This window comes from Variovorax sp. LjRoot130, from assembly GCF_964253755.1.
Lineage (GTDB): Bacteria > Pseudomonadota > Gammaproteobacteria > Burkholderiales > Burkholderiaceae_C > Variovorax.
In genome coordinates, this window is sequence record NZ_CAXURM020000001.1 from 1076162 (window position 1) to 1090837 (window position 14676).

At 68.5% G+C, this 14676-nt stretch carries 12 protein-coding genes; all 12 read left to right on the forward strand.

Features of this window, described 5'->3' with window-relative positions:
* The first annotated feature begins 146 nt into the window (after window positions 1-146).
* The 12 genes from ACSQ86_RS05395 to ACSQ86_RS05450 all read left to right on the forward strand — a co-directional run bounded on the left by ACSQ86_RS05395 (window position 147) and on the right by ACSQ86_RS05450 (window position 14661).
* Entirely contained in the window at window positions 147-3182 is a 3036-nt protein-coding gene (locus ACSQ86_RS05395) for an adenylate/guanylate cyclase domain-containing protein (RefSeq protein WP_436302913.1), read from the forward strand.
* A 22-nt stretch (window positions 3183-3204) separates the two neighbouring features.
* Window positions 3205-3855 carry a peroxiredoxin family protein gene (locus ACSQ86_RS05400; RefSeq protein WP_436302914.1) on the forward strand — a complete coding sequence of 217 codons (651 nt, stop codon included), beginning with the start codon at window positions 3205-3207 and terminating at the stop codon, window positions 3853-3855.
* 48 nt (window positions 3856-3903) lie between these two features.
* Window positions 3904-4854: a LysR family transcriptional regulator gene (locus tag ACSQ86_RS05405; protein WP_093109591.1), complete on the forward strand. Its 951-nt coding sequence runs from the start codon at window positions 3904-3906 to the stop codon at window positions 4852-4854.
* 114 nt (window positions 4855-4968) lie between these two features.
* Window positions 4969-6579, forward strand: a complete 1611-nt coding sequence (locus tag ACSQ86_RS05410) for a hypothetical protein (RefSeq protein WP_436308596.1) — start codon at window positions 4969-4971, stop codon at window positions 6577-6579.
* Window positions 6580-6617: 38 nt separating this feature from the next.
* Window positions 6618-7607, forward strand: a complete 990-nt coding sequence (locus ACSQ86_RS05415) for a UbiA family prenyltransferase (RefSeq protein ID WP_436302917.1) — start codon at window positions 6618-6620, stop codon at window positions 7605-7607.
* 192 nt (window positions 7608-7799) lie between these two features.
* A complete protein-coding gene (locus ACSQ86_RS05420; RefSeq protein ID WP_093109594.1) occupies window positions 7800-8312 on the forward strand; it encodes a hydroxyquinol 1,2-dioxygenase in 513 nt (170 codons plus the stop codon).
* Between the two features lie 139 nt (window positions 8313-8451).
* Window positions 8452-9459 carry a hydroxyquinol 1,2-dioxygenase gene (locus tag ACSQ86_RS05425; protein ID WP_093109595.1) on the forward strand — a complete coding sequence of 336 codons (1008 nt, stop codon included), beginning with the start codon at window positions 8452-8454 and terminating at the stop codon, window positions 9457-9459.
* A 51-nt stretch (window positions 9460-9510) separates the two neighbouring features.
* Window positions 9511-11253 (forward strand): FAD-dependent oxidoreductase, encoded by a 1743-nt coding sequence (locus ACSQ86_RS05430; protein WP_436308597.1) that lies wholly within the window; start codon window positions 9511-9513, stop codon window positions 11251-11253.
* Window positions 11250-11612, forward strand: coding sequence for a c-type cytochrome (locus tag ACSQ86_RS05435; RefSeq protein WP_436302919.1), 363 nt, complete (start codon window positions 11250-11252; stop codon window positions 11610-11612). Before ACSQ86_RS05430 ends, ACSQ86_RS05435 begins: the two co-directional genes overlap by 4 nt.
* 16 nt (window positions 11613-11628) lie before the next feature.
* Entirely contained in the window at window positions 11629-12090 is a 462-nt protein-coding gene (locus ACSQ86_RS05440) for a nuclear transport factor 2 family protein (protein WP_093109598.1), read from the forward strand.
* 41 nt (window positions 12091-12131) lie between these two features.
* Window positions 12132-13595, forward strand: a complete 1464-nt coding sequence (locus tag ACSQ86_RS05445) for an aldehyde dehydrogenase family protein (protein ID WP_436306257.1) — start codon at window positions 12132-12134, stop codon at window positions 13593-13595.
* Window positions 13596-13605: 10 nt separating this feature from the next.
* Complete coding sequence (locus ACSQ86_RS05450) at window positions 13606-14661, forward strand: maleylacetate reductase (protein ID WP_436310257.1); 1056 nt, start codon at window positions 13606-13608, stop codon at window positions 14659-14661.
* Window positions 14662-14676 lie beyond the last annotated feature (15 nt).

Below are 14676 nucleotides of genomic sequence, written 5' to 3' on the forward strand. Positions count from 1 at the left end.
ATCGGGCTCCAATGGCCACGACCTGTCTTTGCCCGGCGTGCGGTTGCGTCAGCGACTCGGATTTCGCCTTCTGTCCGCGCTGCGGCGCGGCGCGCCATCCAGCGCAGAACAACTCTGAGCAAGAGGGCGACCGACGCCAGGTCACCGTGCTGTTCGCCGATCTGACGGGCTTCACCTCGCTGGCCGAAGGGCTCGATCCCGAAACGCTGCGCAGCTTCCAGAACGCGCTGTTCGAGACGATGGCGCAGGCCATCGCGCACTACGACGGCTTCGTCGAGAAGTTCGTCGGCGATGCGGTGATGGCGGTGTTCGGCGCGCCGCGTGCGCACGAGGACGACCCGCTGCGTGCGCTCGAGGCCGCGCAGGAAATGATGCAACGCGTGGACCGCCTGAGCCGGCAGTGGGCGGCGCGCCTCGGGCGACCCGTGACGCTGCATATCGGCGTCCACACCGGCGCGGTGGTGGCCGGCAGCCTGGGGCAGGGCGCCGGCAGCGCCTACGCGGTCACCGGCGATACCGTGAACACCGCCTCGCGGCTGCTCGCGGCCGCCGAGCCGGGCACGGTGCTGGTGTCGGAGGCGACGCAGGCCATGGTGCGGCACCGCTTCGCCTTCGAGCCGGCCGTCGAGCTGGCGCTGCGCGGCAAGGTGCAGCCGATGCGGGTTCACCGCCTGACCGGCGCGCGCACGGATCTGGCCTCCGCGCGCGGCCTGGCCGAACTCGGACTGGCGGCGCCGCTGGTCGGGCGCGACGCGGCGATCGCGTGCCTGCTGGCCGCATTCGACCGCATGCAGCGCGGCCAGGCCCAGCTCGTCAGCGTGATCGGGGAGGCCGGCGCGGGCAAGTCGCGCCTTCTTGCCGAGCTGTTCGCGCGGCTCGAAAGCGACGGCCGGTTCGCCGCGACGGTCGTGCGCCGCACCACCTGCTCGTCGCTCGGAGAGCCGACCTACGGCACCTTCGGCGCGCTGTTCCGCGAGGCCTACCGCGTCGAGGAGGCCGACACGCTGGAGGCGGCCCGGCGCAAGCTGCAACAGGGTTTGCAGGCCCTGGGTGCCGATGCGGACGAGGCCGATGCGGTGGCGCAGGTGCTGAACTACCTGCTCGGCATTCAAGAGGCCCGCCCCCGCGACATCGAACCCGAACAGCTGCAGCGCCAGATCACGCTGGCGGCGCGCGCTCTGCTCGAGCGGCGGTTGGCGCGGCAGCCGGTCATGGTCGTCATCGACGACCTGCAATGGGCCGATGCGGCCTCGGTGGACCTGCTGCGCGAGGTCGTCGACCAGCTGGCGGACCGGCCCCTGATGCTGCTGGTCTCGCAGCGCCCCGATGGGCGCGCGCTGCGCACCCTGCTCGCCGAGCACTCGACGGTCGAGCTCGGCCCGCTCGGCGACGAGGACGCCCGCTCGCTGGTGAACCATCTGCTCGGAGCCCCTGCTGCCGACGACGGCCTGGCGCCGATGCGCGATTTCGTCGCGGCCCGCGCCGGTGGCAACCCGCTGTTCGTCGAGGAAGTCGTGCGCAGCCTGGCCGGCCGTGGCCTGCTGGTGCGCAAGCAAGGGCGCTGGGTGTGCGCGGCAGATTGCGACGCGCCGGATGTTCCGCCCACGCTGTATGGCCTGCTGCTGTCGCGCATCGACCGGCTGGCCGCCGAGGACCGCCGGGCGCTGCAGGAAGCGGCCGTGCTGGGGGCCGAGTTCGACCGCGCGCTGTTGCAGCGCATCGCGAGCGAGCCGAGGTCGACCGAGGCGGCGCTGCACCGGCTGGCCGTGGCCGACCTGATTCGCGCCGACGGGTCCAGCGAACAACGCTGGCGCTTCACGCACGCCTTGCTCCACGAGGTGGCCTATCAAAACCTGCTGCTGGCGCGTCGCACCGAGCTGCACCAGCGCGCGGGCCGGGCGCTGGAAGCCGAGCTCGGCGCGGATGCGCAGGCCCCGGCCGATGGCGAAGGCCGCGGCCCGCGCCGCCTGGCCGAGCTGGAGGCGCTGGGCCACCACTGGAGCCTGTCGCCGGACAAGGCGCGTGGCGCGCACTACCTGCTGGCCGCTGGCGACTGGGCGCGCGCGGTCTATGCGAACGACGACGCGATCCGCCACTACGAGCGCGCGCTGCGCACTCTGGCCGAGGCATCGGTGGACACGGCTGCCGCAGCGGCCGAGGTCGAGGCCGCGGAGCTCGACGCGCGCGAGCGGCTCGGCGACCTGTTCGGCCTGCAGGGCCGGCGCGCCGAGGCGCTGGCGCACTACGAGCTCGTGCAGCGGGCAGTCGAAGGGCAGCGCGATCCGGTGCGGGCTGCGCGCCTGCTGCGCAAGATCGGCGGCCTGCACTGGGAGGCCGGCGAGCGCGAGCGCGCGGGTGCCTGCTTCAACGCCGGCCTGGCTCGCCTGGGCGAAGACGGCGATGCGATCGAACGCGCGCACCTGTTCCAGGAGATGGGCCGGCTCGCCTTTCGTGCCGGCGACAACGCCACCGCCCTGGCGCTGGCGCAGCGCGCGCTGGCCGAGGTGCCCGCCGATGCCGCCGGGCGCACGCGTGAGGCCAACGTCGTGCGCGCCGAGGCATGCAACACGCTCGGCATCGCGCTGGCGCGCCTGGGGCGGCCGGTCGAGGCGGTGGGGCATATCGAAAGCAGCGTCGCCGAGGCCGAAGCCAACAACCTTCTGCAGGCGGCCTGCCGCGGCTACACCAACCTGGGCGTGCTGTACGCGTCGCTCGATCCGCAGCGCAGCATCGAGACCTGCCTGCGCGGACTCGAAACCGCCAAGAAGGTCGGTGACCTCGGCTTCCAGTCGCGGCTGTATGCCAACCTGGCGGTGGCCTACTGCGCGCTGACCAATCGGTGCGACGCCGAGGGCATCGCGGCGGCGCACGCCGCAGCCAGCCTGGACCGCCGGCTCGGGCTGCTCGATCACCTCGCGGTGCCGCTGATCGTGCTGGCCCAGATCCACCAGTGCCATGGCGATCATGCGCGCGCCTTCGCGTGGTACCGGGAGGCGTTGCAATTGGCCGAGCAGGTCGACGAGCCTCAACTGCTCTTTCCCTGCTACGATGGTTTGGCAACGTTGTATCTCGACACTGGGCGCCCGGCCGAGGCCGAGGCCTATCTCGCGAAGGCGCAGGCGGTTTGCGAACGCGCCGGCCTCGAGCCCGACGCCCTGATGGTGCTTCCGTTCCTCTGTTGAACCTGCCGGAAGGAGCCTCGACATGACATCCGCGATGAGTCAACCCGTGATGCCGGGCGAACCCGCCCCCGATTTCGCGCTGCCGGCAGTGGCCGGGCCCGAGACCGTTTCGCTCGCCGATTACCGCGGGCGCAGCCCCTTGTTCCTCTCGCTGATGCTCGGCCTGTGGTGTCCGTTCTGCCGACGACAGATCGTCCAGCTCGGCGCGCTCGAGGGCAAGCTCAAGGCGCTGGGCGTCGAGAGCCTGGCCGTGGTGGCGACGGCGCCGGAGAACGCGCGGCTGTATTTCAAGTTCAGGCCGACGCGGCTGCGGCTGGCGTCCGACCCCGATTTGACGACGCACCGCGCGTTCAGGGTGCCGAAGCCCGAGCCGACGCCGGCGATGATGCAGGAGATGGAGACCACCCGGATCAACCCCACCGGCGAACTGCCCGAGCCGCTGCCGATCCCCGAGGCCGGCAGGGTGCTGCAGGAACTCGACGGCTACGTCTACACGCCGGCCGACCTGGCCGATATCGATCGGCAATGGCCGCAGCTGAAGGCGATGTTCATGATCGATCGCGACGGCATCGTGCGCTGGATGGACATCGAGTGCGCCGCCGAGGGCATGGCCGGCATCGGCAAGCTCCCGTCCGAAGACGTGATCCTCGGCGCTGCCCGCGCCCTGCAATGAGCGAAGAGAGGCCGGGCGCGCCGGCGGCACGGGTGTCGCGCTGAATCGATGGACCGCCTCGAAAACATAGAGACATTCGTCCGCGTCGCGCAGACCCAGAGCTTCGCCGAGGCCGCCAGGCAGATGCGGGTGGCCAAGTCGGTGGTCACCAGCCGCGTGAAGCAGCTCGAAGACCACGTCGGCGCGCCGCTCTTCCACCGCAGCACGCGGGTCGTGCGGCTCAGCGACGTCGGGCAGGCCTTCCTGCGCGACTGCACCGAACTGGTCGGGCGGGCCAATGACATCATGGACCAGATGCGCGGCGCGCGTGCCGGGCCGACCGGCACGCTGCGCATCCACGCGCTCACCGGCTTCGTGCTCGGCCACTTTGCATCGCTGCTGCGCGCCTTCCAGGTCAGCTACCCCGACATCCACCTCGAACTGATCGTGAGCGACGCGGTGGTAGATCCGGTCAAGACCGGCGTGGACTGTGCGCTGCAGATCTTTCCGGCCGCTTCCACCGAACTCGTCTCGCGGCCGCTCTTCCCGGTGCGCCGCGTGTTCTGCGCCACGCCCGAGTACCTGCGCACGCACGGCGCGCCGCAGAGTCCGCGCGACCTGCACAAGCACACGCTCGGCCTCTATTCCGGCTATCCGACCCGCGACCGCTGGACCTTCCATCACGAAGGCGAGCAGGTGACGATCTACATGAGCGCCGCGCTCTTGACCAACAGCGTGCACCTGCTGCGCGAATACGCGCTCGAACATGCCGGCATCGTCTGCCTGCCGACGCTGGTGGCGGGCGATGCGATCCTGGGCGGCGATCTGCAGGTGGTGCTGCCCGAACACCAGCTGTCCTCGTTCTCGCTCAGCGCGGTCTATGCGGGCACTTCGCGCAACGCCTTCAAGCTGCGCCTCTTCATCGAGCACATCACCGCGGCCTTCTCGCGCGTGCCGCCGTGGGATGCCGCGATGATCGAGCGCGGCTTGCTGCCGGCCGATTTGATTGCAGACGCTTAGATTCGGAGCCGCCTGAACGCCGCTGTTGGCGCAATTCCTACAGAGCATTGACATCTCGCTGACAGAGGGCAGGGCTTCAATCGCGCACTCTGGTGGTTCGATGTGGTGCGCTCAATGAACACCTCCGGTTGGGTCTTCTCGCCGGCACGCTCGAGATCAAGCAAGGGCTTCACTGTCGCCACGGTGGCGGTCTGGACCTTGCTCGTGCTCGCGCTCATGTCGCGCCACGTGTTCTGGCGCGATGAGGTGCGCGCGCTGTCGCTGGCCTTGCAAGGCGAGGGCGTGCTGGCGATGCTGCGCGGCCTGCAGGGCGAAGGCCATCCTGTGATCTGGTACCTGCTGCTGCGCGCAGCGCACGCCGTCGTGGCGTCGCCGGTGGTCCTGCCTGCCGTGTCCTTCCTGGTGGCACTCGCGTCGGCCTGCCTGCTGACACGGCACTCGCCGTTCGGATGGGTGCTGACCGCCGGCGTGCTGCTCGGCCAGGCCGGGCTGTACGAATACGCGGTGGTGGCACGCAACTACGGCATCGGCATGCTGGCGATGTTCGCGTTCGCCACCCTCTACAGACGATATCGGGACCGCGGCATCGTGCTGGGTTTGCTCCTGCTGGCGCTCGCGAACTCCAGCGCGCATGCCGTGCTGCTGGCGGGCGCATTCGCGCTTTTCTGGATGCTCGACCTGGCCTGGCAACGGCCTCCCGCGCCAGCGCGCGCGTGGCGCAACTTCGCGCTGAACGCGGCCCTCGCGGCCTTGGGCGCGGCGCTGTGCGTCGCGACCATCTATCCGCCATTCAACGACGCGGCACAGATCGCGCGGCCGGAAGGTGGCACCGCTGCCGCGATGGCAAAGGCCTTGCTGTTGCCCTCGTCCTCGTTCGGCGAAGTGTCCGGATACCGGCTCTTCAGCGATCTGCTCGAGCCTCTGTCCGGCGAGGATCAGCCCCGGACCCTTGCGCTCTACTTCCTGACCTCGGTGCTGATGGTCGGAAGCGCGCTCGGGCTGGTGCGCCGGCCCGCTGCACTGGTCGCCGTCTGGGTGGCGCTTTTCGGCTTCTGCGTCTTTTTTGCGTTTCTTTATCCCGGAAGCTATCGGCATCAAGCGCTTTGGCTGATGTTCCTCGTTTCGCTGTACTGGATCGTGTGGCGCGAGGCCGCGCCGTCGCCGGGCGGCTCCGCCCTGCGGCGGCGCGTGGGCGAGATGGGCGCGGCGCTGTTCGTGGCCATCGTTCTGCTCCAGGTCCCGGGCGGACTCTTCAAGCTGGCCCAACTCGCCCAGGCCGATGCGCCGGAAAGCCGCAGCCGTGACTTCGGGCGGCTGATGGCGCGGCATCCTGAATTGCGCGACGCGACGATCCTGGGCGATCCCGACTACCTGGTCGAGCCGCTCGCGTACTACGTTGCGAATCGCACCTACCTGATGCGCGAGCAGCGATTCGGAAAGGTTGTCGTGTTCACGCGGCGCGCCCGCCAGTCCCTCACCTTGGACGACATCCTGGCCGATGCGCATCGCGTGCGCGACTCGACCGGCCAGCCGGTCGTCATCCTTCTCGCGGAGCGGCTGGATCGTTCGGCACCCGCGCGGACGATCACCGAGGGCTACAGCTGGACGCTGTCCACCAGCCCCGAACAGGTGGAGCGGTTCCTTGCGGCCACGCGTCGCATCGAGCGCTTTGCGCCCGCCTGCTGCAGCGACGAGAGCTTCGATGTCTACGTGCTCGATCGCTGATACCCGGCCCCATCGAACAATGGAACACAGCAACGCCCATGTCTTCCGCACCCGCCTCGCATTCGCGCCCCGCCGCCCGGCAAGCCGGACGGCCCGCCGACTACCTCGCCATCGCACGCCTGGACCACAGCACCAAGCACATCCTCATCGTTCCCGGCATGGTCCTGGCGTACCTGCTGCGCGGGGTTCATGCCGACGACGTCGCGCAGCAGGTCGTGCTCGCCCTGCTCTCGGCCGTCGGCATCGCGTCCGCCAACTACGTCATCAACGAATGGCTGGACCGTGAATCCGACAGGCACCACCCGACCAAGTCGCAGCGCTCGGCCGTCCAGCGCCAGTTGCTCGGCCGCTGGGTGCTGCTGGAGTGGTTCTGCTGGCTGGCCCTGGGCATCGGCAGCGCATACCTGGCGAGCGGGACGATGCTGCTGGTCGCCGTGCTGTTCGCGCTGCAGGGCTTGGTCTACAACGTGCCGCCGCTGCGGAGCAAGGACAAGGCCTACCTCGACGTGATCTCGGAATCGGTCAACAACCCTCTTCGCTTGACGATCGGCTGGGCCATGATCGATCCGACGACCGTGCCGCCCGGGTCCGTCATCCTTTCCTACTGGCTGGGCGGCGCGTTCCTCATGGCGGCGAAGCGGCTGTCGGAGTACAGGGAGATCGTGGCCTCGCACGGCCGCGGACTGCTCGTGCGCTATCGCGTCAGCTTCGCGGGCTACACGGACACCTCGCTCACGGTCTCGTGTTTCGTCTACGCGATGCTGTCGGCCTTCTTCCTGGCGGTCTTCCTGCTGAAGTACCGCATCGAATACCTCATCCTGATGCCGCTCGTGGTGGCGCTTTTCGGGCAGTACCTCGCGCTCTCCATGCAGCCCGGCTCGGCGGCCCAGAAGCCGGAGAAGCTCTTCAAGGAGCGCGGCCTCGTGTTGCTGGTGCTGCTGCTGGGACTGGCGTTCGCGGTCAGCACCTTCGTCAACATTCCCGTGCTCGAGCCCTTGACCGCTCAGCGCTTCATCAGGCTTCCATGAGCGGCCTGCCGCCTCCTCATCCCAGCGAGTAGGACGCTATCCGTTCGTTCCGCTCCCGGGTTAACCCTGCGGATTGACCGGATCTGCCGAACAATGCGGCCCGCATTTAGGCCCTACCCGAGGGGGCTTTCGTTTCCTAGAGTTCAGCCATCGCAGCACACCGCTGCTTCGACGACCCAGGAGACAAGCCCCATGACCACTACCGGCTACCAGACCCGCTTCGGGTCCCTCAAGCATTTCGACAAAGGCCATGTCGAGCCGATCGCCGACGACGTGCGCCACTACGCCTTCTCGAATTGTTTCGAGATCGCGAGCAAGAGCAAGCCCTACGAGAAGGTCGTGTTCGGCCAGAACCAGATCTACGTGCTCGAGACCCTGCGCGCCGAAGGCGCCTCATCCTGGTACACGTGCGCGCACGACGAGTTCGCGCTGGTGATGGATGGCGAGGTCGAGATCCACCTGGCCAAGCTCGACGCTTCCCAAACCGTCGCCGACGAAGAGAAGAACGGCGCCGTGCTCGTGAAGGGCGAACCCAAGGGCCAGAAGATGGGCTGGATGAAGCTCACGCGCGGCCACCAGGGCCTGTTGCCCAAGAACACGGCCTACCAGTTTCGCGCGCCCGGCGAGCCCGGCGTGATCGTGCTGCAGACCTGCAAGGGCGAACTCTCGGTCGAGAAGTGGGCCGAGATCTGCCAGACACATTGACCACCCCCAGGCTGCGCGCACTTCGTGTCGCTACGCCAACCCCCTCACCGGGGGCAACACCAGCGGCCCGGCAAAGCCGGCTCCGCGGTGTTCCCCGAAGGGGACAGCAGCCAGCATCGAAACAAAGGAGTCATACAACATGAACGCACCCGCAGAACTCGCCAAGGTCATCGCGTCGCAGCCCGACGCCGCGCTTGGCTACAAGGATTTCTCGCTCGGCAGCTTCGGCTTCCGGCGCGACGAGTATTTCGTCCACATCACCTGGAAGACCAAGGACGGCCGGCCCATGAGCCACACCATGGACGCCGGCAACTACCTGCGCGCGTTGATGCGCGACGTGGCCTGGGGCTTCTTCTACGGCTGGGTCAATTTCGACGACGTGGTCGGCACCGTCAACCACTACCAGTCGGTGGATCTCTACGCCGGCAGCTTCAACGGCACGATGAAGGAAGCCGGCATCGACTTGCTGGAGAACTTCCCGACCGCGCAGATCCGCGCCACCTTCGAAGCCATGCTCGACGACTGGACCAACGAGAGCTTCGACCCCTTCAGCGCACCGCAGGAAACCGGCTCGCCCTACGGTCGCAAGAAAGGCAACAACACTGCCAAGATCACCCGGGCGCGCGAGCTCGCCAAGCGCTGCGTCGGCTTGAAGGACGACCTCCGACTGCGCAGCGACGACACCGGCGCGCCGGTCAACCGCGCCTTCGCCGACGTGCCGCAGGGGGAGCCCGAGCTGCATCCGGAACCCGGCTTCGAGAACGAGGTGCATGCCTTCAATCTCTTCGGCTTCCTGAGCCGCTCGCAGGTCACCTGGAACCCGAGCTTCACCTCGGTGGTGAAGCACAGCTTCATGTGCCCGACCACCGAGGAGCACATCCTGCCGATCATCCACGGCAACGACCGGGTCGAGTGGTTCTTCCAGATGACCGACGAGATCCACTGGGACTGCGGCGACAAGAACACCGGCAAGCCCATGGCCCGCGTGATCATGAAGGCCGGCGACATGGCCGCCATGCCCGCCTACTGCCGCCACCAGGGCTTCAGCCCGAAGCGCTCGATGCTGCTGGTGTGGGAGAACGGCTCGCCGAGCCTGGTCTATGAGATCCAGAAGGGCGAGAGCCCCGAGATCCCCGTAACGTTCTAGAGGAAAACGCGCCGCGGAGCGGCGCGTCCTTCTGTGTTTAGGAGACAAGAGATGGCAGACCGCATCCGGTCCGATGCCGGCGCAGCTTCGCGCCGACGATTCATCCAGCAGGCCGGCGCAGGCTCGGCGGCCGTCGCTGCGGCGACGCTGGGCCTTTCGACGCAGGAAGCCGAAGCCGCACCGGCTTTCGACGCGAGCTACGACGTCGTGGTCTGCGGCAGCGGCTGCGGCGGCCTGGCCTCGGCGTTGTTCGCGCGCTGGCAGGGCAACAGCGCGGTGATCCTCGAGAAAGCCGGCAGCATCGGCGGCACCACAGCCAAGGCCGCGTTCTGGTACTGGGTGCCGAACAACGAGGCGATGAAGAAGGCCGGCATCGCCGACCCCAAGCCCGACTTCCTGAAGTACGTGGCGCGGCTGTCGAGCCCGCAGACCTACGATCCGGCGCATCCCCGCCTGGGCCTCACGCCATGGGAGTACGACATGTGCTCCGCTTTCTACGACAGCGCCTCGCCGGCGACCGAGCTGCTGGCGGCCAAGGGCGCGCTGCCTTATCGCCACGTGGCCGACGTGCCCGACTACTTCGCCGAGCTGCCGGAAGACAAGGCGCCCAAGGGCCGCGTGCTGGTGCCGAAGGACGCGATCCCCAGCATGTCCGACGGCGGCCTGGTGGCGGTGCGCACGCTGTCGGCCAAGGCACGGCAGGAGGGCATTCCGATCCGCACCGGCATGCGCGTGACCAAGGTGCTGCAGGACAAGTCCGGCCGCGTGATCGGCGTCGAAGCGAAGGACGATCTCGATGCCACGGTACGGCTGCGCGCGAGGAAGGCGGTGATCTTCGCCACCGGCGGCTTCACGCACAACGTCGAGTTGCGCAAGAACTTCTTGAACGGCCCGATCTACGGCGGCTGCGCGGCGCCCAGCAACGAGGGCGACTTCGTGCAGATCGCCGGCCCGCTCGGCGCTCAGCTGCGCAACATGAACTACGCCTGGACCTGCCCGATCCCGCTGGAGAAGGCGATCGCCAAGGACGGCTCGATCTCGGGCATGTTCTCGGTGGCCGGCGACTCGATGCTCTTCGTCAACAAGTACGGCCGGCGCAACGTCAACGAGAAGCTGCAGTACAACGAGCTGGCCCAGACCTTCTTCGAATGGGACGGCGCCAAGGCCGAGTACCCGAACCTGGTGCGCATCGCGGTCTGGGACCAGCGCTCGCAGCAGCATTCGGCCAGCGCCGAATACGGCCGGCTGATCGTGCCGCCCGGCACCGACGACCGCCATGTGATCAAGGGCGCCACGCTCGCGGAACTGGCACGTGCCATCGACGAGCGCCTGGCCAAGTACGCGGGCGCGACCGGCGGCGCGAAGCTCGCGCCCGACTTCCTGCCCAACCTGCAGGCTGCCATCGCGCGCTTCAACCAGTTCGCGAAAACCGGCAAGGACCTCGACTTCCAGCGCGGCGAGCGCATCGTCGAGCAGCTCTTCAACGGCGACGTGAAAGCCGAGCCGGGCCGCGCCAACCCGACGATGTGGCCGCTGGCCGATGCCGGCCCGTACTACGCGGCGCTGGTCGTCGCCGGCACCCTCGACACCAAGGGCGGACCGAAGACCGACACGCACGGCCGCGTGCTCGACGGCCGCGACCGGCCGATCCCCGGCCTCTACGGCGTCGGCAATTGCGTCGCCTCGGCCTCGGGCCGTGCCTACTGGGCCGGCGGCGCGACGCTGGGGCCGATCATCGCCTTCGCCTACCGCGCGGCGAACGCGGCGCATGCCGAGGGCAGGAGCGCAGCATGAAGACCTGGCTCCTCATCCCGGTGCTGGCGCTCGCCGCGAACCTGGCCCACGCGCAATCGCCCGGCCAACGCCTCGCGCAGACCGCGTGCACCCAGTGCCACAGCTTCGGCAAGGGCGAGCCGCACGGCGTCGGGCCCAACCTGTTCGGCCTGCTCGGAAGGCCGGCAGCGGCCAACGGCGGCTTCACCTACTCCAAGCAATACGTCGACGCGATGAAGGGCAAGACCTGGGATCGCGCGCTGCTCGACAAGTGGCTCACCGACACCCAGGCGGTCGCGCCGGGCAACACGATGGTCTATTTCCAGGACGACCCGAAGAAGCGCGCCGCGCTCATCGAGTACATGCAATCGCAGAAGTGAAAGAAGGAGACACACCATGGCCCTCACACGTCAAACCATGACCGACGAGCAACGCAAGTCGGTGGCGCTCGAATACCTCAAGGCCTACGACAACGGCGGCGTCACTTCCACCGGCGGCTCGATCCTCGACCTGTTCGCGAGCGACGCGCAGGTCTACTTTCCGAAATGGGGCCTGGCCAACGGCAAGGACGAGATCGGCAAGCTCTTCGGCGAAGTCGGCAGCCGCGGTAAATCCATCCGCCACGACTACGCCGGCTTCAACTGGATCTTCTCGGGCACCGACCTGTTCGCCTGCGAAGGCACGAGCTACGGCGAGCATGCCGACGGGCCCTGGCGCGCGGGCGTGCCCGAGTGGGGCGCGGGCCGCTGGTGCGACGTGTTCGAGGTGCGCGACTGGCTGATCCAGCGCTGCTTCATCTACCTCGATCCTGACTACGCCGGCAAGGACACGGCCCGCTACCCCTGGTTGAAGACATGAAGCTCGCAGACATCCAGCAGGCCGCAGGCCTCAAGACCCCCATCCGCCACCAGCTCTTCATCGACGGCCGATTCGTCGACGCCGAGTCGGGCGAGACGCTGGCCACGCTCAATCCGCACGACAACTCGACCATCGTGGAAGTCGCGCTGGCCGGCAAGGCCGACGTCGACCGCGCCGTGGCCGCGGCGAAGCGCGCCTTCCCGGCCTGGAGCCGCATGGCCGCGGCCGACCGAGGACGAATTCTGCTCAAGCTCGCAGACCTGATCGAGGCCAACGCCGAAGAGCTCGCGCGCCTCGAATCGCTGGACACCGGCCATCCGGTGCGCGACTCGCGCAAGCTCGACGTGCCGCGCACGGCGGCCTGCTTCCGCTACTTCGGCGGCATGGCCGACAAGTTCCAGGGCGAGACCATTCCGGTGGAGCAGGGCTTCCTCAACTACACGCTGCGCGAGCCGGTCGGCATCGTGGGCCAGGTGGTGCCGTGGAACTTTCCGCTCATGTTCACCAGCTGGAAGATGGCGCCCGCGCTCGCGGCCGGCAACTGCATCGTGATGAAGCCGGCCGAGATCACGCCGCTCAGCTCGCTCAAGATCGTCGAGCTCATGGCCGAGGCCGGCATGCCCGCCGGCGTGGTCAACATGCTGCCGGGGCTGGGCAGCGTCGCGGGCCAGTACATCGCCGAGCATCCCGAGATCGCGAAGATCGCGTTCACCGGCAGCACCGCCACCGGCCGGCGCATCGTGCAGGCCAGTGCCGGCAACCTCAAGAAGGTGCAGTTGGAACTCGGCGGCAAGGGGCCCAACATCGTGTTCGAAGACGCCTTCCTGCCCGCCGCCGTCAACGGCAGCGCCTGGGCCATCTTCCACAACCAGGGGCAGGCCTGCATCGCGGGCTCGCGCCTGATGCTGCACGAGAAGATCGCCGACGCCTTTCTCGACCAGTTCATTCCGCTCGCCAAGTCCATCCGGCTCGGCAATCCGCTCGACGATGCGACCGAGATGGGTCCGCTCACGAGCGCGCAGCACCGCGAACGCGTGCTGAGCTATGTCGAAGTGGCGAAAGGCGAGGGCGGAGAATTGCTCGCCGGCGGCAGCTCGCCCGGCGGCGAACTCGCGAAAGGCTGCTACGTCGAGCCGACGGTGGTGCGCGCAAAGTCGTGGCGCGACCGCGTGGCGCAGGAGGAGGTTTTCGGCCCCTTCGTCACCGTGCTCACCTTCAAGGACGACGCCGAGGCGATGCAGATCGCCAACGGCACCGACTACGGCCTCGGCAGCGGCCTGTGGACCAGCAACCTGCAGCGCGCGCACCGGGTCGCGCGCGACCTGCATGCGGGCATGGTCTGGATCAACAGCTACAAGCGCGTCAACCCGGGCTCGCCCTTCGGCGGCGTCGGCCAGAGCGGCTATGGGCGCGAGATGGGCTTCGATGCGATGCGCGAGTACACCCAGGTCAAGAGCGTCTGGGTCAACATCGATGCGCAGATCCCGCCGCACTTCCAGCGCTGATGCCATGGCCATGCGCGACTTCGTCTACACCAGCCAGCCGCAGCGCGTGGTCTTCGGCGCCGGCAGCCTCGCCCACCTGGCGCGCGAGATCGACGCGCTGGGCGCGCGCCGCGCGCTGGTACTGTGCACGCCCGAGCAGCGCGCCCAGGCCGAGCGCGTGGCCGAGCTGCTGGGCGCGCAGGCCGCCGGCATCTTCGACCGCGCCGCGATGCACGTGCCGATCGAGACCGCGCGCGAGGCTCGCGAGATCGCGCGTGAGCTCGATGCCGACTGCGCCGTGGCCATCGGCGGCGGCTCCACCACCGGCCTGGGCAAGGCCATTGCATTGGATTCGGGTCTGCCCATCCTGGCGATTCCCACCACCTACGCGGGCAGCGAGATGACGCCGATCTACGGCCTGACCGAAGCGGGCCTCAAGAAGACCGGCAAGGATCCCCGTGTGCTGCCGCGCACCGTGATCTACGACCCCGAGCTCTCGCGCAGCCTGCCCGTGGGTTTGAGCGTCACCAGCGGCATCAATGCGATCGCGCATGCGGCCGAGGGCTTGTATGCGCAGGACAGCAACCCGGTGATGGACCTGATGGCCGAGGAAGGCATTGCCGCGATCGCGCGTGCGCTGCCCGCGATCCGGCGCCAGCCCGAGGACATCGAGGCGCGCTCCGATGCGCTCTACGGCGCGTGGCTGTGCGGCAGCGTGCTGGGCAACGTCGGCATGGCGCTGCACCACAAGTTGTGCCACACGCTGGGCGGCAGCTTCAACCTGCCGCATGCCGAGGTGCACACGGTGGTGCTGCCGCATGCGATCGCCTACAACGCGGCCGCGGCGCCGCGTGCGATTGAGCGCATTGCGCGAGCGCTGGGCCGCGAGAACGCGGCGCAAGGGCTCTTCGAGCTGGCGCGCGACAACGGCGCGCCGGTCGCGCTCAAGGACATCGGCATGAAGCACAGCGACCTCGACCGCGCGGCGGACATCGCGGCGGCCAACCCGTACTGGAATCCGCGCCCGGTCGAGCGCGAGGCGATCCGCGCGCTGCTGCAGCGCGCCTTCGAGGGCGAGCCGGCCTGAATCCCTTGTGCAAGA